Below are 20,866 nucleotides of genomic sequence, written 5' to 3'. Positions count from 1 at the left end.
ACCAATAAAATAATTTGACATGTCTAGAAAACCACTGGGGACAAAAGCAAAAACAGGCGAAAAATGTCCAGAATCAGGAAAATGGAAAGTTGTGGGAAGTCCATCAACTACAGCACCAATTGCCGTGGGCAATACGATGCCTCCTTACAATCAACAAGCAGTTACTTGGGAATTAATTGAGTATGCTTAAAATATCCCGGGAGTATTTTTATGCTCCTGGGATTAATCTAAAATGTTAGAATAACTAAAAAAACAATAGCAATGAAAAAATTAATCTTTACAGTTCTTGTAGGTTTAAGTTTATTATTACCAACAAATTTATTAGCTGAAACAACAAATAATACAAAGACTGAACTTTCAAATAATAAACCAAAGAAGAATTATAAAAAGAATAAAAGAGCCAGTAGTAATAAAAACAGAGAATCGAAATCTTATGCTCAAAAAAGCTTCTGCACTTATAATGGACATAAATTATATATAGGAAAAAGAGGAGGATGTTATTACATGACTGGAAGCAGCAAACAATATGTAGAAAGGTCATATTGTTTAAGTTGTAATTAATACTAAAGGATAAAAACTAAAAAACACTCAACATATAACCACAAAAAAAGCGAAGATAAGTCTTCGCTTTTATTTTCTGATCATTTCCGTATGCGGAATATCGTCCTCCAGATATTTTTTCCCTGTATCAATAAAACCAAACTCAGAATAGAAACGCAACAGGTAATCCTGTGCAGAGATTTTGATCTCCGATGTATGAAACCTGTTTTCAATGGTTTCAACCGCATATCTTATCAATTGTTTTCCTAAACTTTTTCCTCTTGCTTTCTCAGTAGTCAGTACCCTTCCGAATGAAGTTTCATCATATTTAATGCCTTTATCAAAAACCCTGCAGTAGGCAAGGATCTCACCGTCTTCCTCCGCCCAGATATGAATACCCTTCTGGTCATAATTATCCAGATCAGGATAAGGGCAGTTTTGTTCGATCACAAAAACATCAATACGCGCCTTTAAAACTTTATAAAGCTCAGGAACGGTGAACTCATCAAAAGTTTTTATTTTCCAGATTATATTACTCATCAAAGTTTACGCTATTATTTTTTAAAAATTCATTGGTGGTCTGGATGAAATCCAGAATTTTGTCGCCTCCTTCCTTCTTTTCTGCTGAAGTAATGTACAGTTCCGGCAGGTCTTCCCAGGTTTTGTGAAGTTCAGCTTTATAATCCTCCACATTTTTTATAACAACATTAGGCTTCAGTTTATCTGCTTTGGTAAAAACAATTGAAAAAGGAACTCCACTCTCTCCACACCATTGGATAAACTCTAAATCTATTTTCTGAGGAGTGTGTCTTGAATCCACCAAAACAAAAAGGTTAACCAGATTCCTTCTGTTCAGGATATAATTGGTGATCAGTTTTTCAAAATCTTTTCTCTGAACCTTTGAAACTTTAGCATATCCGTATCCCGGCAAATCGGTAAGATACCAGCTTTCATTGACTAAAAAATGGTTGATCAGCTGTGTTTTTCCCGGAGTTTGTGAAGTTTTTGCCAGATCTTTATGATTCATCATCGCATTGATCAATGATGATTTACCCACATTTGATCTTCCTATAAAAGCATATTCGGGAATATTGGGCTCCGGGCATTCCTGCCATTTCCCGCTACTTTTGACAAATTCTGCTGTTTTAATTACCATTTTTGAATTATTTTAAGAAAAACAAACCATTAAGAGCTATCTTAATGGTTTAAGTTATTTATACTTTATCTTTTAACCAGCTGTAAAGAATTTCATTGAATTCATCTGGTTTTTCCATCATTGCTGCGTGGCCGCATTTATCTATCCAGTACAGATCGGAATTAGGAATAAATTTATGCATATCTTCTGCCACCTCAGGAGGTGTTACATTATCCTGCTTTCCCCAGATCAGACACGTAGGTGTCAGAATTTTAGGCAGATCATTCAGCATGTTGTGTTTGATAGCACTTCTGGCAAGCATTACCGTCTTTATTCCTTTCATTCTGTCATTAACAACACCGAAAACCTCGTCCACGAGATCCTCTGTAGCGACTGCAGGGTCATAGAAAACTTCCTCCGTTTTCTTCCTTATATATTGTCTGTCACTTTTTCTCGGAAAGCTGTCCCCGAATGTTCTTTCGTATAATCCGGAACTTCCTGTTAAAACAAGATTTTTTACAAGATCAGGCCTTGCCAAAGCTAAGATAAGTCCGACATGACCGCCCATCGAATTCCCGACAATAGTTACCGGTTCCGAAATATGGCTCTCTATAAACTTGATAATATATTTTGCGATAGTAGTAAGATTGGTATTGAGTACCGGCAAATCATAGATTGGCAATTGAGGCACATATACCTTAAATCCTTTCTCCGAAAAAAAATTCACCATCTTATCGAAATTACTCAAACCACCCATTAACCCGTGCAACAGCACCAATGGATGTCCTTCTCCCGCTTCTACAAAAGTATATTTCTTTTCTTTTTTTGTACTAAATATCATAAAACGCCTTAATAAAGCCCTGCAAAAATACAAATTAAACCTCAAAAATATTTTGATATTCCTAATTTAAGATAAAAATAATATAATAAAGGCTTTTTGCCGATCTTTTTTAACATCCTTTTTGTTATGGGCAAAATAACACCAATTACAATATCCAAAATATCAACCACTTACCCCTGCGGTCTTCAATCTTTGATAAAACTTATTAACATTGAGTCAAAAAGTGGGAAAAAGTGGGAAGTTTTGGAAATAATTATATAAATTTGTCCCAAATGAAGAATTTCATTGGAACATATGAGTGTAAAATAGACGACAAAGGTCGCTTAAAAGTTCCTGCATCGCTGATCAAGCAGATGGAGAACTTTGACGATAAAGCCTTTGTAGTCAAACGCTCCGTGTTTCAACCCTGCCTGGAAGTTTATCCTATGAATGCATGGGATCAGCTGATGGGCAAAATTAATAAACTAAACAGATTCATTAAAAAGAATGCTGATTTCATAAGAATGTTTACAGCAGGAGTAAAGACTGTAGAGTTGGATAACGCCGGAAGATTACAGATTTCCAAAGACCTTACCCACTTCGCAAATCTTCATAAAGATATTGTGATCACAAGTGCCGGGGAATTATTTGAAATCTGGGATAAAGATGCTTACGAGAAAGTGATCTCTACCAACGAAACCGATTTTGCAAGCCTTGCTGAAGATGTGATGGGCTCTTTCGATGAAGAATAACTACGCTGCTAAAAAGGCGCAAAACACAAATTAAAACATGTATCATAATCCCGTTTTGTTGAAGCAAAGTGTTGATGATTTGGTTACGAATCCAGACGGAACATACGTGGACTGTACTTTTGGTGGCGGAGGTCATTCAAGAGAAATACTGAGCAGGCTCTCGGAAAAAGGAAGGCTATTCAGTTTTGATCAGGACTTAGACGCTCTTAAAAATAATATTGATGATCCGAGGTTTACCTTGATTAATCAGAATTTCAGGTTCCTGGAAAATTCCTTACTGATGTACGGAGTTTCTCAGGTAGATGGAATATTGGCGGATCTGGGAGTATCATCGCATCAGTTTGATGAAGCGGAAAGAGGGTTTTCTACCAGAAGTGATGCCCCACTGGATATGAGGATGAATGTAATGCAGAGCCTGGATGCCAAAAGGGTGATCAATGAATATGAAGAAGAGCAGCTGGCAGACATATTTTACTACTACGGTGAATTGAGAGAAGCACGTAAACTGGCGAGGGATATTGTTCATCATAGAAAAAGTAAAATCATCAATACAACGGAAGATCTGAAAAAACTATTCAGCTATCTTCCCCCGCATAAGGTTAATAAATTTTATGCACAGCTTTTCCAGGCAATAAGAATCGAAGTAAACCAGGAGCTTGAGGTTTTAAAAGAAATGCTCGTTCAGGCTTATCAGATCTTAAAAACGGAAGGAAGACTGGTGGTTATTTCATACCACTCCCTGGAAGACCGTCTTGTAAAAAGATTCCTTAAAAACGGAATGTTTGAAGGGGAACCGACGAGGGATATTTATGGAAATTATAAAAAGGCATTCGAACTGCTGAAGAGTAAGGCAATCATTCCTGATGATAAGGAGATTGAGGAAAACTCAAGAGCAAGAAGTGCAAAAATGAGAACAGGAATAAAAGTATAAATGGTTAGAAATAAGGAGTAACACCCTTATTATCAATTATTAATCATCATTTATCAATAATAAATTGGCTAAAAGAACGACAAATCGCCCACAAAAGAGATTAACTTTTATAGACATTATAAAAGGGAATTTTCTCAACCGTGATGAGATAAAAATACATTACAAGTATTTCTTATTGCTTTTTGTACTGATGATGGCCATGATCTATACCAATCACCTGGTGAACAAAAAGATCAAAATTGTAAATGCTTTAAAAGAAGAAACAGAAGAATATAAATCCCGAAACGCTTATGCCCAAAGTAAGCTGATTAAGGTAAAAATGGAATCAGAGCTCGGAAAAGAAGTAGCACGGGATTCTTTAATGACACTGGAAAACCATCCTCATAAACTGCTAATAAAATTGGATAGTACAGATGCAAAAGCAAAATGAATACGATAACAAACGTAAAAAAACGTTAAGGTGGGGCTACCTCTTCGCAGTGGTAGCTTTGTGCGTGTTTGTACTTTTTTTAACAAGAATCGTTATTCTCCAAAACACTAATGTTCAGGAAATTAAAGACGACTACATCAATAAAAACTATCGTGAAGCCACTTTAAAGGCTGCCAGAGGGAATTTATTTGCATCAGATGGCTCTATTCTCGCAACTACCGTTATGCGTTATGATATCTATCTTGATTTCAAAACAATAAAGGATACGGTTTACAGTAACAATATCGGTGCATTAACGGATTCACTAAGCAAGATGTTTGGAAAACCAAGAAGTGAATTCAGACAGAAATTTGACGAACAGAAAAGAAAGAAAAATCAATACTATACACTTGCCAGAGGCTTGGATTTTGATGAATACGACAGGATCAGAAACTTCCCGATCTTTAAGAAAGGAAAGAATAAAGGTGGGTTTATCGTAGACAGAAATTATAAAAGAGAACTCGCAACTTCTGAAATTGGTGCAGGTACCATCGGAATGGATAACAGTGAGTACAAATCCGGTCTGGAAGGAGCTTTTTCAAAATACCTGACAGGCACCGACGGGAAAAGATTGGAACAAAGAATCAATTCTTCGCAGTGGAAGCCTATTGATTTCTGGAAGGTTCAGGAACCCGTAGATGGAGAAGATGTATATACGACCTTAGACCTTAGAATTCAAGACATTGCACACTCAGCTCTTGAGAAGCAGCTCGTAAATTTTGAAGCAAAACACGGTACTGTAATTGTCATGGAAGTAGGAACCGGAAAGGTTCGTGCCATGGTAAACCTTCGAAGAACAGATTCAGGAGAGTACGAAGATGCTTATAATTATGCTTTAAAAGATAATATCGAACCCGGATCAACTTTCAAAACCATTTCACTTTTGGCAGCAATGGATGACGGATTCATCGATGATAACACAACGGTAAATGTAGGAAACGGAGTATGGACCTATGCGAAGCAAAGAATTTCAGATGGCCACGGAGGAGGAACATACGACATCAGTGACGTTCTTGCGAAATCCAGCAACGTAGGAACCGCCAAACTGATTACGAAATACTATGCCGATAAGCCACAGATATTCCTTGATCACCTTAAGCGCTGGAAATTATTTGATAAAATGGATATCGAACTTCCGGGCATTACAAAACCTAAGATCGTAACTCCACAAAATAAAAGATGGAACGCAGCAACTCTTGCTTCGATATCTTTTGGATATTCTTCGAACATCAACTTATTACAATTAGCAACTTTCTACAACGGGGTTGCTAATAATGGTAAAATGCTTAAGCCTTTATTCATCGATAAGATCATGAAGGATGGTAAAGTAATGTATCAGGCTAAGCCGGAGGTAATGGTCAGCAAAATGGCTTCTGAGAAAGCAATTAAAATGATGACCAATGCTTTGACAAAAGCCGTGGAAAAAGGAACCGGACGAAGTATTTTCACCCCGAATCTGAAAATGGCAGGAAAAACAGGGACCGCCAGATTTGAGTACTGGCTTCCGGGCCCGATGAAATACCGTGCCTCTTTTGCAGGATTCTATCCAGCTGATAATCCAAAGTATACCTGTTATGTAATGATCAGTGAGCCGAATACGGCAAAAGGATTTTACGGAGCGACTGTTTCAGCCCCGGTTTTTAAAGAAATTGCAGGAAAAACATTCCTGAAGACGCCTCAGAATATTGAAAAAGAAATGCTTGTTGACAAAAAGGTAAACCTTAATAAAATGGTGGAGCCTAATGTGAAAGTAGCAGTAAATGATAAACAAATGCCTAACGTGGTAGGATTAATAGGTAAGAATGTGATTCCACAACTGGAAAACCTTGGATACCGTGTAGACTACAAAGGAGTAGGAAGAATAAAAGAACAGTTTCCTTTGGAGGGAACTACGATCAGTAAGAACCAGAGAATTTATTTATCTCTTCAGAATTAAAAATAAGCATCAGAGAAATGCAATTAATTGAATTATTAAACAGAATCCCAACCTTAGAAATTCACGGCGACAATACCCGTGAAGTTTCGGAGCTGGTATTCGACAGCAGAAAGGTTACAGAAAATTCTCTTTACATTGCAGTAAAGGGAACGGTTGCAGATGGGCATTCATATATTGCATCTTCTATTGAAAAAGGAGCAAAGACGATCGTTTGTGAAGTATTGCCCGATCAGCTGAATGAGGGTATTACCTATGTAAAAGTAAAAGATTCTTCGAAAACCCTGGGACATCTGGCCTCAAACTTTTATGGAAATCCTTCTCAAAACCTGAAACTCATCGGCGTTACCGGAACCAACGGAAAAACATCTGTTTCCACTTTGCTTTTTGACGTTTTCAAAAATCTGGGCTATGAATCTGCATTACTTTCAACTGTTGAAATCAGAATAGGCAGCGAAATAATTCCGGCCACACATACTACCCCGGATATTATTACGATCAATCAGGTTTTAGCTAAGGCCGTAGAAGCAGGCTGCGAATTTGCTTTCATGGAAGTAAGTTCTCATGGAATTTCTCAAAACAGAATTGAAGGACTCCATTTCAAAGTTGCAGGATTTACAAACCTTACTCATGATCATCTGGATTATCACAAAACATTTGAGGAATATCTGAAAACGAAAAAAAGGTTCTTTGATGAGCTTCCTGATACCGCTATTGCCATTACCAATATCGATGACAAAAACGGGAATGTAATGCTCCAGAACACCAAAGCTGCCAAAAGATCATATGCATTGAAAACAATGGCAGATTACCATGGAAAAGCTTTGGAAATTGATTTTAACGGAATGCTCCTGAACTTCAACGGGAAAGAATTCTGGACCACCTTAACGGGAAGATTCAATGTCTATAATCTTCTATTGGTATTTGGAATTGCATCCGAACTCGGCTTTGAATCCAATGAAATCCTTCAGGCCATCAGCACCCTGAAAAGAGTCTCAGGAAGATTTGAAACCTTCAAATCCGATGGTGGCATTTTTTTCATCGTCGATTATGCCCACACTCCGGATGCATTGGAAAATATTCTGGACAGCATTAATGATATCAGAACAAAAAATGAAAGACTGATTACCGTCTTCGGTTGCGGGGGAGACAGAGACCACTCCAAAAGACCTGAAATGGGAAACATTGCAACGAAAAAATCCACGTTGGCAATTATCACTTCAGATAACCCGAGAACAGAAGATCCGGCAGCAATTATAAAAGAAATTGAAGCAGGTGTTGAACCTCAGAACTTCAGCAAATACACTTCAATACCCGATAGAAAAGAAGCCATAAAAATGGCGATTAAATTTGCAGAGCCCAAAGATATTGTTTTAGTAGCCGGAAAAGGACACGAAAACTATCAGGAGATTAATGGCGTAAAACACCATTTTGATGACAAAGAAGTAATTACAGAACTGTGGAAGTTAATGAGCAAGTAAAAAGATTTAAAGATTAAATCATTTAAAGATTCAAAAATTAAAATCAGACAATGACTAAAAATTTCGAAGATTTTCCAGTTTATGTCAAAAGTTTAGATCTCATAGAAAAAGTCTATATTTTTCTTCGAAGTCAAGATTTAGAAAAAGAATTTGAATTTAGTAACCAAATAAAAAGAGCCGGATTTTCAATATCAAATAATATTGCAGAAGGCTCAGAATATAATAATAACAGACAATTTATTAAATATTTAAAAATTGCAAAAGGCAGTTGTGCTGAAGTGAGAAGTATGATGATTGTAAGTAAAAGATTAAAGTTAGGAGATGAAAATATTGCGCAAGAAGTAATTAATCTGTCAAGGGAAATTTCTTCTAATATCTCAAATTTTGTTAAGTATTTAAAAGAGAATATTGAAAGATCTTAATCTTTAAATTCTTAAATAAATTAAATCTTTAAATTAAAAAGGAAACATGTTATACTACTTATACGAATATCTAACCCATCATGGAATCCATATCCCCGGACTTGGAATGTTAAAGTACATCTCATTCCGTGCAGGGATGGCGGTCTTATTATCCCTGATTATTGCTCTTGTGTATGGTAAAAGAATCATCAATTACCTGAGAGCAAAGCAAATGGGCGAATTGGTCCGCGACCTTGGCCTTGACGGGCAAAAGCAGAAAGAAGGAACCCCAACAATGGGAGGGCTCATTATTATCCTTGCCACCATGATTCCGGTTCTTCTCCTGACAAGAATTACCAATGTATACATCGTCCTTCTGATAATATCAGTTTTATGGATGGGTGCTATCGGATTTGTAGATGACTATTTAAAGAAAGTAAAGAAAAATAAAGACGGGCTTAGCGGTAAATTCAAGATCGTAGGTCAGGTGGGACTGGGGCTAATTGTCGGAGTAACAATGTATTTCCATCCTGATATTACGGTAAAGAGAAAATATGCAGATGCAAAAGTAGTTAACAGAAATAATGTGGAGCAGAATTTTATGCCTACAGAAAAAATTACGGTTTCTACCGTGCCATTTGCGAAAAATAATGAATTTGACTACAGTGGAATATTATTCTGGATGAGTGATAAAGATGCTCATGAGTGGGCATGGATTGTTTTCATTCCAATTGTCATCTTTATTGTAACAGCGGTTTCCAACGGAGCCAATATCACAGATGGAATAGACGGTCTGGCTGCAGGGACGAGTACGGTAATACTCCTTACCCTTGCATTCTTTGCCTACATTTCAGGGAACATCATTTTTGCGGATTACCTCAATATCATGTTCCTGCCCAATATGGGTGAAACCACCATTTTTGTAGTTGCCATGGTAGGTGCTGTGATCGGATTCTTCTGGTATAATACCTATCCGGCACAGGTTTTTATGGGAGATACCGGGAGTTTGATGCTGGGAGGAGTAATTGCTGTATTGGCTATTATTTTAAGAAAGGAATTAATGATTCCTGTTTTATGCGGAATATTCCTGGTAGAAAACATATCTGTAATGCTGCAGGTGGTTGTTTTTAAATACAGAAAGAAAAAATACGGACTGGAATACGCCCAGAATAACAGATTATTTAAAATGTCTCCATTACACCATCATTATCAGAAAGACGGTTTCCATGAAAGTAAAATCGTTAACAGGATGATTATCATAGGAGTAATGTTGGCTATAGTATGTCTGATTACATTAAAAATGAGATAAAACTCTATAAAAGTAAATGTATTAACGTATTCATGATTTTAAAAACATAAATAAAGTACGCCAATACATAAATACAAAAAAGGTAATATGAAAATAGTTGTTTTAGGAGGTGGAGAGAGTGGCTGCGGTGCTGCTTATTTAGCTAAAAAGAAGGGTCTGGAGGTATTTCTTTCAGACAAAGGAACTATTAAAGATAACTATAAAGCGTTTCTTACTGAAAACAATATTGAGTTTGAAGAAGGAAATCATGACGAGGAAAGGATTTTAAATGCAGACTGGATTGTAAAAAGCCCAGGAATTCCTAAAAAAGCGGATATTATTTATAAAATCCATCTGAAAGGGATCCGCCTTTCTTCCGAGATAGAATTCGCTTCAGAATTCACCAATGCTAAAATCATTGCGATCACAGGAAGCAACGGAAAAACCACCACCACTTCATTGATCTACTATATCCTGAAAAATGACGGACTGAAAGTAGGTCTAGGAGGAAACATCGGCTACAGTTTTGCAAAGCAGGTAGCAGATGAAAACCATGAATATTATGTACTGGAGGTAAGTTCATTCCAGCTGGATGACATTCAGAACTTCAGGCCATATATTTCATTATTGCTTAATTTATCACAGGACCATCTGGACCAGTATAATTACAACTATGAAGAATATGCGATGGCAAAATTCAGAATAGCTGAAAATCAGGAAAACGATAATTTCTTTATCTATAACAAAGATGATGAAATGAGCAAAACCATTCTTGAAAAGCTGGAAATAAAGGCAAAAATGATCCCTTTTTCAACAAAAGAAAAATTGACCGAGGGAGGTTTTATAGATAACGACAGTATTGTGGTAAAACTAAAAGATACATTTTCAATGAAAATTGATGAGCTTTCTTTATTGGGAAATCATAATGTAGCGAACAGTCTGGCAGCATCTATCGCAAGTAAAATACTGAATGTCAACAATGAAAGCATCAGAAATTCATTAATGACTTTTCAGGCAGTGGAACACAGGCTGGAGTTTGTTTCTGAAATTGATGGCGTAAAATACATCAACGACAGTAAAGCAACGAATGTAAATGCGACCTATTATGCTTTGGAAAGCATGAAAACACCTACGATTTGGATTGTGGGAGGACAGGATAAAGGAAATGATTATACGGAGATTGAGGACCTTGTCAAAAGAAAAGTAAAAGCAATTGTCTGCTTGGGAATTGATAATCAGAAAATTATTAATTTTTTTAAAGACAAAAAGGAGTTTATATACGATACTTCAAGCATGGAAGAGGCCGTAAAAATATCAAAATCGATTGCTAAAAACGGAGAAACGGTTTTACTTTCTCCTTGCTGTGCAAGTTTTGACCTCTTCAAAAGCTATGAAGACAGAGGAAAACAGTTTAAAGAACAAGTATTAAAATAAATGTACTGATGTATTGATGTAAATGGTATTCATGTATTTGACAAATAATAATCATTAATACTTTAATCCATTTTACATAATACAGTTAAAGATACAATAGAGTATGAACGAACAGGACACAGAAAGCAGATTTGAATTTCTAAAGGGAGATAAAGTACTTTGGATGGTCATTCTCGTGATCTCCATTTTCTCTATTTTCCCTGTATATTCTGCAAGTTCGAATCTGGAATATATTGTAAATAACGGGACCACAACAGGCCACGTTATTAAGCATATGTTTTTTGTAGTCCTTGGTTTGGGAATCATGAGACTGGTAGGAACCGTAAAATATGAATACATTGGAAAACTCAGCAGTATACTTCTGGGGTTAATGATTATATTACTGGTTGTCACCATGTTTACCGGCCAAACGATCGATGGGGCAAGTGCCTCCAGATGGCTAAAGATTCCGGGAACACCTATTTCCTTTCAGCCTTCATCATTTGCCTTTCTTATGCTGGTTATTTACCTGTGCAGGTATTTAACCAAGAAGATAACCCGGGAAAGACTTCCTATAGAAAACATTATGTACATCTTCGGTCCTATTCTCCTTGTTTTTGTTTTAGTAGCAAAAGATAACGGATCTACGGCTCTAATGATCCTGATGGTATCTGTTATTGTATTGGTTATCGGGCAGCTTCACTGGAAATATATTGCAGGTTTTATTTCGGCTTCATTTATTGCGATCGTATTGTTCTTACTGATTGCTTTAAATACCAATCTGATTGGTGGAAACCGTGTTCATACATGGATGAGCCGTGTAGAAACCTTCACTTCCAGTAAAGCAAAATCAGCCGATGTGGATGATGAAAGCGTAAAAGCCAAGAATTACCAGGTAATGCAGGCTAAAGCAGCAATAGTACATGGAGGAATTACAGGAATGGGGCCTGGAAAAAGTGCATTAAAGCAAATGCTTCCGCAATCCGCTTCCGACTTTATATTTGCAGTAATTGTGGAGGAATACGGACTGATAGGAGCAGCTTTCCTTATCTGTATGTATCTGATCATGGTGATACGGATCGTAATGATAGCCAGTAAAATGCCTGCGTTTTTCGGGTCCTTGCTCGTTCTCAGCCTCGGCGTCATGATCTTTATACAGCTATCGGTAAATATAGCCGTAGCCATCAATCTGATTCCGGTGACCGGACAACCCCTGCCCTTAATAAGTTATGGGGGAACATCCATGTTGGTGACCTATTTACAGTTGGGAATTATTTTAAATATAAGCTCAAGGATACAGATTTATGATGAGGAAGGAATGGGTAAAAAACAGAGTATTGCAGAAATAAATGATATTGCTTAAATCATATTAATGGTCAGGCTATTTCAAAATTAGAAAAAATGAACAAGAAGCTAAAAGTATTATTATCCGGTGGTGGAACAGGAGGACATATCTTCCCGGCAATCGCTATTGCAGACGAGATCAGGAAAAGATTTCCGGATACAGAATTCTTGTTTATCGGAGCCAACGGAAAAATGGAAATGGAAAAAGTTCCTCAGGCAGGTTACCCTATTGAAGGAATCGACATTGCCGGAATTGACCGTGGTAACATGTTATCTAATCTGGGATTACCATTCAAGATCTTGAAAAGCTTATCCAGATCAAAAAAGATCATTAAGCGTTTTGCTCCTGATTTTGCGATCGGTACAGGAGGCTTTGCCAGCGGACCGGCTCTGTATGAAGCAAGCAAGCTGGGGATCCCTATTTTTATTCAGGAACAAAATGCACATGCAGGGGTAACCAATAAAATTTTAAGTAAGAAAGCAAAAGCTGTTTTTACTGCTTACCCCAAAGTAGAAGGGTTTCCCGATGATAAGATCAAATTTTTAGGTAATCCTATTCGCGAGAATATCATTCTGGGAATGGAAGAATCTTCCCAGGCAAAAGAAAAAATGGGATTAAATAAGGAAAAGCTGACAATCCTTTCTGTTGGTGGATCACTGGGTTCCAGAACTTTAAATAATGCATGGAGATCACATTTTGATGAACTCATCAACAAAGATTATCAGCTGATCTGGCAGACAGGAAAGCTCGATTATAAAGATATTATAGAAGAAACAAAAGATAAGAAAAGCCAGAATATTCAGATTCTTGAGTTTATAAAAGATATGGAGAAAGCATACTCGGCAGCAGATATCATTGTTTCAAGAGCAGGAGCTATTGCCATTTCAGAACTGGCTGTTGCACAAAAACCGGTTTTATTGATTCCTTTCCCGTTTGCGGCAGAGGATCATCAGACCAAAAATGCACTGAATCTGGTTGAAAAGAATGCGGCAAAAATGGTCAAAGATTCCGAAATGGAAGAAAAATTCTGGAACACGCTTATGGAGGTTTGCGACAGCACAGCGATGAGAAAAGAAATGTCTGAAAACCTGGAATATTTTGCCAAACCCAATGCTGCAAAGGAAATTGTTGATGAAATTTTTATAAAGCTACAATAACCAACACTATAAAGTATGAAAACTAAATTACTAACAGTATTGCTCATTTGCTTCTTTACCCACTGGGTAACGGCACAAACCCTGATAAAACCCGCTGACTTTAAAATTGCAGCAGTGGGCAACTATTTGAAAGGAAAAGGATATGATATCCTGGAGCAGGAGGAAACTTTTATTAAAATAGGAAATAAAGACAAAGCCACACTCTTTATGGATGTGGATGCAGGGAAAAAATACATTAACCTTAATGTAAATATCCTACTGAATAAAGGGGTAAGCAAAGACAAAATTGATACCCTGCTGAACGAGATCAATAAGCTTGCAATGATAAAAGCAGAATATCTGCCAAGTCAGAATTCAATCGGTTTTAAATATTATTTCTGGATTACCAACGGATTTACATATGAGACCCTTGAAGATGCAGTAATGGAATTCTTTTTGTATCAGGGAGATTCGTATGGACTGGATAAAGAAAAGATATTCAATTATCAATAACTAAAATAGAAGATGAAATTATTAGAAACATATCATACTTTTTACTTTGTGGGGATCGGCGGGATTGGCATGAGTGCCCTTGCCCGTTATTTTAAAGCTTCAGGTAAAAAAGTTTTAGGTTATGATAAAACCAACACCAAACTTACTCAACAATTGATGAGTGAAGGAATTGATATTGTTTTTGAAGATCTCATCGATGAACAAATAACCACACTTCAAAAGGATAACACCTTAGTAATTTATACTCCGGCTATTAAGAAGCTTGGAATTCTTGATTACTTCAATGAACATGGTTTTGAGATTTTAAAGCGTGCAAAAGTGTTAGGATTAATTACGGAAAACACAGATTGTATTGCCGTAGCCGGAACACATGGTAAAACAACAACGTCTACCTTGGTTTCCCATTTATGTAAAGAAGCGGACCTGCCATTTTCATGCTTTTTAGGAGGTATTTCGGAAAATTTCAAATCCAATTTTTTATATAACGGTTCAGAATACTCAGTGGTAGAAGCTGATGAATACGACAGAAGCTTTCTCAATCTTTCTCCGGACTGGGCAGTGATTACCTCTACCGACGCAGATCACCTGGACATTTACGGAGACAAAAGTCATATTGAAGAAGGGTTCCGTCAATTTGCCGCTCTGGTTCCGGAAGATAAAAAACTTTTTGTAAGAAAAGGTATTGAGATCGGAAGAGACCATCAGACTTATGCTGTAAACGAAAAAGCGGATTATTACTCCGATAATCTGCGTATGGATCACGATAAGATCTATTTTGATTTTCATACTCCCGCTGAGTCTGTAAAAGATTTTGTCTGGGAAATTCCGGGGATCCATAATGTGGAAAACGCCACCGTTGCATTAGCCATCCTGCATAATTTAGGAGTGGATTTTGACACCCTGAAAAAGGCTATTGCCAGCTTCAAAGGAATTAAAAGAAGATATACAAAACATATTTATAAGAACGGTAAAATATATATTGATGATTATGCCCACCACCCGACAGAGATCAATGCTGTTGTAGGTTCCATCAAGACCTTTTACCCTGATAAAAAATTACTGGTTGCATTTCAGCCGCATTTATTCAGCAGAACAAGAGATTTTGCTGATGGCTTTGCAGAAAGTTTAAGCAATGCAGATGAACTCATTTTACTGGATATTTATCCGGCAAGAGAGCTTCAGGAAAACTTTGAGGGGATTACCTCAACATGGTTACTGGAAAAAGTAACCCTGGATAAAAAAGAAGGCTCCACTTTAATGGAAGCCTTTGAAAAGATAAAAGAAAAAGATTTTGACATTCTGCTCACCGTAGGTGCAGGAAATATAGACACCCTATATGACCCGATTTGTGAATGGTTAAGTTTAAAAGATAAATAGTAGTAGTGTATGTAAGTAATGTAATCCACGATAATCATGAATACATTTTACTTTAATACATGAATACAATAGAATATGAAAAATAAATACAGAATATTAAAAATTGCTATCACAGTAATCCTGCTTGGTTTCCTGCTGAGTTTCTCTTTGAAGAAATTCAGTGGCCAGAAGATTACCGATAATAAGATTTCTGTAAAATTAAGCGAAAAGACTCCGGTATATTTCGTTGATGAAAAAGACATCAGGGATATTGTAAAAAAAGAAAACCCTTCAGGAAAAGTAGGTGATCTGAATATTCCATCCCTCGAAAAAAAGATCAATGCTCTTCCGGCTGTGGATAGTGCCAATGTTTATTTAAATCTAAACGGAAAGCTCAATCTGGATATTAAACAAAGGGTTCCAGTATTCAGGCTGAATAAAGACGGCAGGGATTTTTACGTGGATGAAAAAGGAGTTGAATTTCCCATCTCAAAAACCTATTCGCATCCTTGTATGCTGGTAACAGGAAATGTAAAACCTGACGAATATGAAAAGCTTGCTGAACTGGTTGAAAAGATTGATAAGGATGACTTCAGCAAAAGATACTTTATAGGAATCTCAAAAGTAAAGGATGATTATAATCTTTTGACAAGTGAAGGAAACTATAAAGTAGAAATCGGAGACTTGGATAATATTGAATTCAAAGTAAAAGGTTTTAAAGCGTTTGTTGAGAAATATCTTGTGTATCAGGATCCTCAGAAGTACAATATGATCTCTGTAAAATATCAGAACCAGATTGTAACCACTTTAAATCCTGCTTTTAAAGAAAATGACAGTATTTTGACTGCAGGACGTAAAGAGCTGGCAAAAGCTCCTGCACCGGCAACCATAAAGAAACCGGAAACTAAAAAACCAGTAGAGATAAAAAAGCAAAATTCTGTATCTCAGCCAAAGGAAAACAAAAAGCCAAAAACGACAACCAAACCAAAGGAGACAAAGAAAACAACTGAGAAAAAGGCTACAAAGCCAAAAGCAAAAGTTAAAATAGAATAAAAAATCAAATCGATATAAACAAATGGAAAATCAAGAGTATTCAGTAGGTCTGGACATCGGGACAACAAAGATAGTCGCGATTGTCGGAAGGAGGAATGCACACGGGAAAATAGAAGTTCTCGGTGTAGGAAAGGCCAAAAGTCTTGGGGTTCATAAAGGTATTGTGAATAACATCTCACAAACCATTAATTCAATCAAGGCGGCTGTGTCTGAAGCACAATCCAGTGCAGGAGTTCCTATCCGCAAAGTCACGGTTGGTATTGCAGGAAAACATATCCGTTCTCTGCAACATTCCGATTATATTATGCGAGAGCATCCAGACAAGTTTATTACAGACGACGACATCGAAGCATTGAAAGATCAGGTAAAAAAACTGGTCATGCTACCCGGTGAAGAAATTATTCATGTACTTCCTCAAGAATATAAAGTGGATTCTGAAGGTGAGATACAGGAACCTGTCGGTATGCACGGAAAACGTTTAGAGGCTAATTTCCATGTTGTCGTAGGACAAATGGGCAGTATCAGAAACATTGCAAGATGTGTAAGAGAAGCCGGACTGGAAATGGAAGCCCTTACTTTAGAACCACTGGCATCTTCTGAAGCTGTTCTTACAAAAGAAGAAAAAGAAGCAGGAGTTGCAATCGTAGATATAGGTGGCGGTACTACGGATATTGCTATTTTCAAAGACAATATCATTCGCCATACTTGTGTAATTCCTTACGGTGGCGGAATCATTACAGAAGATATTAAAGAAGGCTGCTCGATTATAGAAAAACATGCAGAACAACTGAAGGTAAAATTCGGATCTGCAGTTCCTGAGCTTGAAAAAGACAGCACTTTTGTAACCATTCCTGGCTTACATGGAAGACCGGACAAAGAAATTTCTCTTAAAACTCTGGCACAGATCATCAACGCGAGAGTTGAAGAAATCCTTGAAATGGTGAACACAGAGCTTAAAGCCTATGGAGCATTCGAACAGAAGAAAAAGTTGATTGCGGGAATCGTTCTTACAGGAGGTGGTTCCAATTTGAAGCACTTACGCCAGCTTGCTAATTATACTACAGGTTTCGACAGCAGAATTGGTTTTGCTAACGAATATATCGCCAATGACAAAAACCAATACCTGAAAGGTCCTGAATTTGCAACATCTATCGGTTTACTGATGGAAAGTTTGAAAATCCGCGACAAAAAGCAGACGATCATAGAAGAAGAAACCGTTCAGGAGAAGCAACAACCGGAAGTAGTATCCAATACAGCTGAAACCCCAACTGCCACACAGCAGGCGACTCCTGTTCAGGAGCAGGAAGTGGTAAGAGAGCAACAGGAAAATAAAAAAGCGGCAAGGCTCACATTCGGACAGTCGCTAATGGAAAAAGTAAAAAAATTCTTTGAAGAAGTAGAATAATTATAAAATGATGAATGATAAGCGATACACGGCTATTCCTTATCACTTATCATGAGTCAATTTTAAAAAATATAAGTTATGGAAAATATAGGTACACAAGGGTTTTCATTTGATTTACCAAAAGGAAATTCATCAATCATCAAAGTAATTGGTGTTGGTGGCGGTGGAAACAACGCCCTTAAACACATGTACGAGAAAGGGATTCACGGTGTTGATTTCGTGATCTGTAATACGGATGCTCAGACTTTAGATAATAACCCCGTCTCCAATAAAGTTCAGTTGGGTACTTCCATCACCGAAGGACTTGGAGCAGGTGCTGATCCTGAGGTTGGAGAAAAATCAGCTATTGAAAGTATTGAAGAGATCAAGGCTGCAATGGGACAAAATACCAAGATGGTATTTATTACTGCCGGGATGGGAGGTGGAACCGGAACGGGTGCCGCTCCTGTTATTGCCAAAGTAGCTAAAGATATGGGAATTTTAACGGTAGGTATCGTTACTGTTCCATTCAGCTTCGAGGGGAAGAGAAGGCTTGAGCAGGCAGAAAACGGACTTGATAAATTGAGAAATAATGTTGACTCACTGATTGTCATCAACAACGATAAATTAAGACAGCAATTTGGTAACCTTGGATTCAAGCAAGGATTCTCAAAGGCCGATGAAGTGTTAACCAATGCTGCAAAAGGTATGGCAGAGGTTATTACCGGTTACTTCGATGTAAACATTGACTTTAGAGATGCTAAATCTGTGCTTCAGAACTCGGGTACTGCATTGATGTCTACAGGCACTGCTTCCGGAGAAAATAAAGCAGAAGAGGCCGTAAGAAAGGCTCTGGATTCCCCATTATTGAATGACAATAAGATTACAGGTGCTAAAAATGTATTACTATTGATCAGAAGTGGTGTAGAAGAAGTTACCATGGATGAAATAGGTATCATCATGGATCACATTCAAAAAGAAGCAGGAAACACTGCAGATATTATTTTCGGGGTTGGAGCGGATGAAGAACTAGGAGATGCAGTAAGCGTTCTTGTAATTGCTACAGGTTTCTCCAATGAGGACAAAAAATTTGCAGGGCCAACTGAAAAAATCAGAATTGGTTTAAATGACAAACTGGATTCTCACAAAACTTCTCCTTTTAAAACAAGAGAAGAAAGAGAAATGAGCCCTGAAGAGGGCTATACTTTCGGAGGAAAGAACCTTTTCAGACTTGATGATGAAGACCAGGATAATCCTCAGTTTAAGACATCTACTGAAAAAAAAATGATTATTGAGGATGAAGAGGTAAAAACAGAAATAAAGTTCTCTGATAGAGAGCAAGATACGGTAGACAGCCCAATTCAGGACTGGAGAAACGAAGAAGAGGATCAGGATGCTTATAACTTATTTTCTTTCGATGAAGATAACGACCCGAATGATCTGGAAATACAGTCTTTTTCTTTTGAAACAGAAGACAGGAAAGAAGAACCGACTAAAAACTCTTCCGTTCCTTCTTTTTCCGAGGAAAAACCGATTGAATTCAGCTTCTTTGTCAATGAGCCTGTTAATGAGCCAAAAACGGATTATGGACAGCCAAAAGCAGAGTTTACCACTTCAGCCAATACGGTAAGCCAGATTACAGAAGAACCTCTTCAGAAAATGGAAAGTTTCTTCCAGCCGGTGAAAGAAGTTCCGGCCAATGAAAGCAAACCGGTTGTTGAAAATAAAACGGAAACCGAAGCTCCAAAGCCATCAGACAGTGAGTTCACTTTTGTGAACAAAACTATTGACCAGGAGAGAGTGGTTGAAAGAAGAAATAAATTAAAAGAATTCAATTCACGTTATCAGAGTTTTGATAATGTCAATGAGTTCGAATCTGTGCCTGCATTCAAAAGAAAGAATATTTCTATTGACGGGACCAACGCATCAGATCAGAATATAAATACATATTTATCTGATAATAATGGTTCTATGCAAATCAGAGAAAACAGATTTTTAAATAAAGACGTAGACTAAATTTAATTTGAAAATGAAATAATTTGTGAATTTGAAAATTGATCCACTGGAAATTATACATCCATTGCCTTTTACTATTTTCAAATTGTTTCATTCTCAAATTTTCAAATCATAATATATGAGTTTAGAAAATACAATCAGCGAAGCGATAAAAACCGCTATGAGGGAGAAAGACAAAGTGGCTCTGGACTCTCTCCGTGCAGTAAAGTCCCAGATCCTGCTTTTGAAAACAGAAGCCAGAGGAGCAGAAGTTTCAGCAGAACAGGAGATCGCTATTTTACAAAGAATGATCAAACAACGTAAGGATTCTTACGACCAGTTTGCCGCTCAGGGAAGAACGGATCTCGCAGACGTCGAAGAAGCCCAGATGAAGGTCATCGAAAAATTCTTACCTCAACAGCTTACTGCTGAAGAGCTGGAAACAGAAATTAAAAATATCATTTCACAGACCGGCGCTGAATCTATAAAGGATTTAGGAAAGGTAATGGGAATGGCATCAAAAGCGTTAGCCGGTAAATCTGACGGAAAAAGCATTTCCGAGATGGCTAAAAAGCTGCTTTCTTAAAGGGTATTTGGTCTTCAATCCGGACACAGATCCAGAGTAAGATCATTGAACCCGTTTACTAAGGATATTCAACCTTTGCATATCGATTTGATTAATGAAGCCCGAAATTAATTTCGGGCTTCATTTTATGCATTAAGATGCTTGAGGTGTCTGTGAATTACAGACTTAACTAATTGCATCTTTTAAGTCGAGGGAATGACGTAAAAAATGCCTTTTCATGGTTGGTTGTTTTTAGAATCATTTCAAATTTAATAATTATTTTTCATTATTCATTGCTTTTATTTACATTTCTTCAAATATTGTTGAAATATTTACATATCACCATGTTACATATC

21 protein-coding genes are annotated in these 20,866 nt (G+C 37.1%); 18 read left to right on the top strand and 3 right to left on the bottom strand.

Annotated elements, in window-relative coordinates; translation table 11 throughout:
* Nucleotides 1-19: 19 nt before the first annotated feature.
* Both AAEU33_RS05460 and AAEU33_RS05455 read left to right on the top strand, forming a co-directional pair.
* Nucleotides 20-190, top strand: a complete 171-nt coding sequence (locus AAEU33_RS05460; protein ID WP_345991272.1) for a hypothetical protein — start codon at nucleotides 20-22, stop codon at nucleotides 188-190.
* Nucleotides 191-261: 71 nt separating this feature from the next.
* On the top strand, nucleotides 262-561 hold the full coding sequence (locus AAEU33_RS05455; RefSeq protein ID WP_345991270.1) for a hypothetical protein: 300 nt from the start codon (nucleotides 262-264) through the stop codon (nucleotides 559-561).
* Nucleotides 562-630: 69 nt separating this feature from the next.
* Here AAEU33_RS05455 and AAEU33_RS05450 read toward each other — a convergent pair whose 3' ends face one another.
* The 3 genes from AAEU33_RS05450 to AAEU33_RS05440 are packed head-to-tail and all read right to left on the bottom strand — an operon-like array spanning nucleotide 631 to nucleotide 2,516.
* Entirely contained in the window at nucleotides 631-1,080 is a 450-nt protein-coding gene (locus tag AAEU33_RS05450; protein ID WP_172281525.1) for a GNAT family N-acetyltransferase, read from the bottom strand.
* Nucleotides 1,073-1,696, bottom strand: coding sequence for a ribosome biogenesis GTP-binding protein YihA/YsxC (yihA, locus tag AAEU33_RS05445; RefSeq protein ID WP_172281527.1), 624 nt, complete (start codon nucleotides 1,694-1,696; stop codon nucleotides 1,073-1,075). Before yihA ends, AAEU33_RS05450 begins: the two co-directional genes overlap by 8 nt.
* 58 nt (nucleotides 1,697-1,754) lie before the next feature.
* On the bottom strand, nucleotides 1,755-2,516 hold the full coding sequence (locus AAEU33_RS05440) for an alpha/beta hydrolase (protein WP_172281529.1): 762 nt from the start codon (nucleotides 2,514-2,516) through the stop codon (nucleotides 1,755-1,757).
* A gap of 272 nt (nucleotides 2,517-2,788) precedes the next feature.
* On the opposite strand from AAEU33_RS05440, the gene mraZ reads away from it, so the two are divergent.
* The 16 genes from mraZ to AAEU33_RS05360 all read left to right on the top strand — a co-directional run bounded on the left by mraZ (nucleotide 2,789) and on the right by AAEU33_RS05360 (nucleotide 20,531).
* Complete coding sequence (mraZ, locus tag AAEU33_RS05435) at nucleotides 2,789-3,247, top strand: division/cell wall cluster transcriptional repressor MraZ (protein WP_345991268.1); 459 nt, start codon at nucleotides 2,789-2,791, stop codon at nucleotides 3,245-3,247.
* Between the two features lie 37 nt (nucleotides 3,248-3,284).
* Nucleotides 3,285-4,178: a 16S rRNA (cytosine(1402)-N(4))-methyltransferase RsmH gene (rsmH, locus tag AAEU33_RS05430; RefSeq protein WP_273650203.1), complete on the top strand. Its 894-nt coding sequence runs from the start codon at nucleotides 3,285-3,287 to the stop codon at nucleotides 4,176-4,178.
* A 64-nt stretch (nucleotides 4,179-4,242) separates the two neighbouring features.
* Entirely contained in the window at nucleotides 4,243-4,608 is a 366-nt protein-coding gene (locus AAEU33_RS05425) for an FtsL-like putative cell division protein (protein ID WP_002981890.1), read from the top strand.
* Nucleotides 4,592-6,583, top strand: a complete 1,992-nt coding sequence (locus AAEU33_RS05420) for a penicillin-binding transpeptidase domain-containing protein (protein ID WP_345991265.1) — start codon at nucleotides 4,592-4,594, stop codon at nucleotides 6,581-6,583. Before AAEU33_RS05425 ends, AAEU33_RS05420 begins: the two co-directional genes overlap by 17 nt.
* Nucleotides 6,584-6,600: 17 nt before the next feature.
* Nucleotides 6,601-8,061 carry a UDP-N-acetylmuramoyl-L-alanyl-D-glutamate--2,6-diaminopimelate ligase gene (locus AAEU33_RS05415; RefSeq protein ID WP_345991263.1) on the top strand — a complete coding sequence of 487 codons (1,461 nt, stop codon included), beginning with the start codon at nucleotides 6,601-6,603 and terminating at the stop codon, nucleotides 8,059-8,061.
* A 50-nt stretch (nucleotides 8,062-8,111) separates the two neighbouring features.
* Nucleotides 8,112-8,483: a four helix bundle protein gene (locus tag AAEU33_RS05410; RefSeq protein ID WP_345991261.1), complete on the top strand. Its 372-nt coding sequence runs from the start codon at nucleotides 8,112-8,114 to the stop codon at nucleotides 8,481-8,483.
* A 46-nt stretch (nucleotides 8,484-8,529) separates the two neighbouring features.
* The gene (mraY, locus tag AAEU33_RS05405; protein WP_172281538.1) at nucleotides 8,530-9,771 is read left to right on the top strand and encodes a phospho-N-acetylmuramoyl-pentapeptide-transferase; all 1,242 of its coding nucleotides are present in this window, start codon (nucleotides 8,530-8,532) and stop codon (nucleotides 9,769-9,771) included.
* A gap of 87 nt (nucleotides 9,772-9,858) precedes the next feature.
* The gene (gene murD, locus AAEU33_RS05400; protein WP_345991258.1) at nucleotides 9,859-11,184 is read left to right on the top strand and encodes a UDP-N-acetylmuramoyl-L-alanine--D-glutamate ligase; all 1,326 of its coding nucleotides are present in this window, start codon (nucleotides 9,859-9,861) and stop codon (nucleotides 11,182-11,184) included.
* Nucleotides 11,185-11,287: 103 nt separating this feature from the next.
* Nucleotides 11,288-12,526: an FtsW/RodA/SpoVE family cell cycle protein gene (locus AAEU33_RS05395; protein ID WP_172281542.1), complete on the top strand. Its 1,239-nt coding sequence runs from the start codon at nucleotides 11,288-11,290 to the stop codon at nucleotides 12,524-12,526.
* Nucleotides 12,527-12,564: 38 nt separating this feature from the next.
* The gene (murG, locus tag AAEU33_RS05390) at nucleotides 12,565-13,665 is read left to right on the top strand and encodes an undecaprenyldiphospho-muramoylpentapeptide beta-N-acetylglucosaminyltransferase (RefSeq protein WP_345991256.1); all 1,101 of its coding nucleotides are present in this window, start codon (nucleotides 12,565-12,567) and stop codon (nucleotides 13,663-13,665) included.
* A 15-nt stretch (nucleotides 13,666-13,680) separates the two neighbouring features.
* On the top strand, nucleotides 13,681-14,157 hold the full coding sequence (locus tag AAEU33_RS05385) for a hypothetical protein (protein ID WP_172281545.1): 477 nt from the start codon (nucleotides 13,681-13,683) through the stop codon (nucleotides 14,155-14,157).
* A 12-nt stretch (nucleotides 14,158-14,169) separates the two neighbouring features.
* Nucleotides 14,170-15,534: a UDP-N-acetylmuramate--L-alanine ligase gene (murC, locus tag AAEU33_RS05380; RefSeq protein ID WP_345991254.1), complete on the top strand. Its 1,365-nt coding sequence runs from the start codon at nucleotides 14,170-14,172 to the stop codon at nucleotides 15,532-15,534.
* Nucleotides 15,535-15,609: 75 nt separating this feature from the next.
* A complete protein-coding gene (locus AAEU33_RS05375; RefSeq protein ID WP_345991252.1) occupies nucleotides 15,610-16,566 on the top strand; it encodes a cell division protein FtsQ in 957 nt (318 codons plus the stop codon).
* 22 nt (nucleotides 16,567-16,588) lie between these two features.
* Nucleotides 16,589-17,971 carry a cell division protein FtsA gene (ftsA, locus tag AAEU33_RS05370; RefSeq protein WP_345991251.1) on the top strand — a complete coding sequence of 461 codons (1,383 nt, stop codon included), beginning with the start codon at nucleotides 16,589-16,591 and terminating at the stop codon, nucleotides 17,969-17,971.
* Between the two features lie 78 nt (nucleotides 17,972-18,049).
* Complete coding sequence (gene ftsZ / locus AAEU33_RS05365) at nucleotides 18,050-19,966, top strand: cell division protein FtsZ (protein WP_273650209.1); 1,917 nt, start codon at nucleotides 18,050-18,052, stop codon at nucleotides 19,964-19,966.
* A 118-nt stretch (nucleotides 19,967-20,084) separates the two neighbouring features.
* Entirely contained in the window at nucleotides 20,085-20,531 is a 447-nt protein-coding gene (locus AAEU33_RS05360; protein WP_172281554.1) for a GatB/YqeY domain-containing protein, read from the top strand.
* The last annotated feature ends 335 nt before the right edge of the window (nucleotides 20,532-20,866 follow it).

Origin of the sequence: Chryseobacterium sp. Chry.R1, from assembly GCF_039645525.1 — a bacterium.
In the GTDB taxonomy this organism is placed as follows: Bacteria; Bacteroidota; Bacteroidia; order Flavobacteriales; family Weeksellaceae; genus Chryseobacterium; species Chryseobacterium proteolyticum.
This window is presented reverse-complemented; position numbering and strand designations above follow the sequence as displayed.

Bases quoted from the DNA above. Each gene is read 5' to 3' on its own strand.
- AAEU33_RS05460 (WP_345991272.1), top strand. From the start codon at position 20: ATGTCTAGAAAACCACTGGGGACAAAAGCAAAAACAGGCGAAAAATGT.
- AAEU33_RS05455 (WP_345991270.1), top strand. From the start codon at position 262: ATGAAAAAATTAATCTTTACAGTTCTTGTAGGTTTAAGTTTATTATTA.
- AAEU33_RS05450 (WP_172281525.1), bottom strand. From the start codon at position 1,080: ATGAGTAATATAATCTGGAAAATAAAAACTTTTGATGAGTTCACCGTT.
- yihA (WP_172281527.1), bottom strand. From the start codon at position 1,696: ATGGTAATTAAAACAGCAGAATTTGTCAAAAGTAGCGGGAAATGGCAG.
- AAEU33_RS05440 (WP_172281529.1), bottom strand. From the start codon at position 2,516: ATGATATTTAGTACAAAAAAAGAAAAGAAATATACTTTTGTAGAAGCG.
- mraZ (WP_345991268.1), top strand. From the start codon at position 2,789: ATGAAGAATTTCATTGGAACATATGAGTGTAAAATAGACGACAAAGGT.
- rsmH (WP_273650203.1), top strand. From the start codon at position 3,285: ATGTATCATAATCCCGTTTTGTTGAAGCAAAGTGTTGATGATTTGGTT.
- AAEU33_RS05420 (WP_345991265.1), top strand. From the start codon at position 4,592: ATGCAAAAGCAAAATGAATACGATAACAAACGTAAAAAAACGTTAAGG.
- AAEU33_RS05415 (WP_345991263.1), top strand. From the start codon at position 6,601: ATGCAATTAATTGAATTATTAAACAGAATCCCAACCTTAGAAATTCAC.
- AAEU33_RS05410 (WP_345991261.1), top strand. From the start codon at position 8,112: ATGACTAAAAATTTCGAAGATTTTCCAGTTTATGTCAAAAGTTTAGAT.
- mraY (WP_172281538.1), top strand. From the start codon at position 8,530: ATGTTATACTACTTATACGAATATCTAACCCATCATGGAATCCATATC.
- murD (WP_345991258.1), top strand. From the start codon at position 9,859: ATGAAAATAGTTGTTTTAGGAGGTGGAGAGAGTGGCTGCGGTGCTGCT.
- AAEU33_RS05395 (WP_172281542.1), top strand. From the start codon at position 11,288: ATGAACGAACAGGACACAGAAAGCAGATTTGAATTTCTAAAGGGAGAT.
- murG (WP_345991256.1), top strand. From the start codon at position 12,565: ATGAACAAGAAGCTAAAAGTATTATTATCCGGTGGTGGAACAGGAGGA.
- AAEU33_RS05385 (WP_172281545.1), top strand. From the start codon at position 13,681: ATGAAAACTAAATTACTAACAGTATTGCTCATTTGCTTCTTTACCCAC.
- murC (WP_345991254.1), top strand. From the start codon at position 14,170: ATGAAATTATTAGAAACATATCATACTTTTTACTTTGTGGGGATCGGC.
- AAEU33_RS05375 (WP_345991252.1), top strand. From the start codon at position 15,610: ATGAAAAATAAATACAGAATATTAAAAATTGCTATCACAGTAATCCTG.
- ftsA (WP_345991251.1), top strand. From the start codon at position 16,589: ATGGAAAATCAAGAGTATTCAGTAGGTCTGGACATCGGGACAACAAAG.
- ftsZ (WP_273650209.1), top strand. From the start codon at position 18,050: ATGGAAAATATAGGTACACAAGGGTTTTCATTTGATTTACCAAAAGGA.
- AAEU33_RS05360 (WP_172281554.1), top strand. From the start codon at position 20,085: ATGAGTTTAGAAAATACAATCAGCGAAGCGATAAAAACCGCTATGAGG.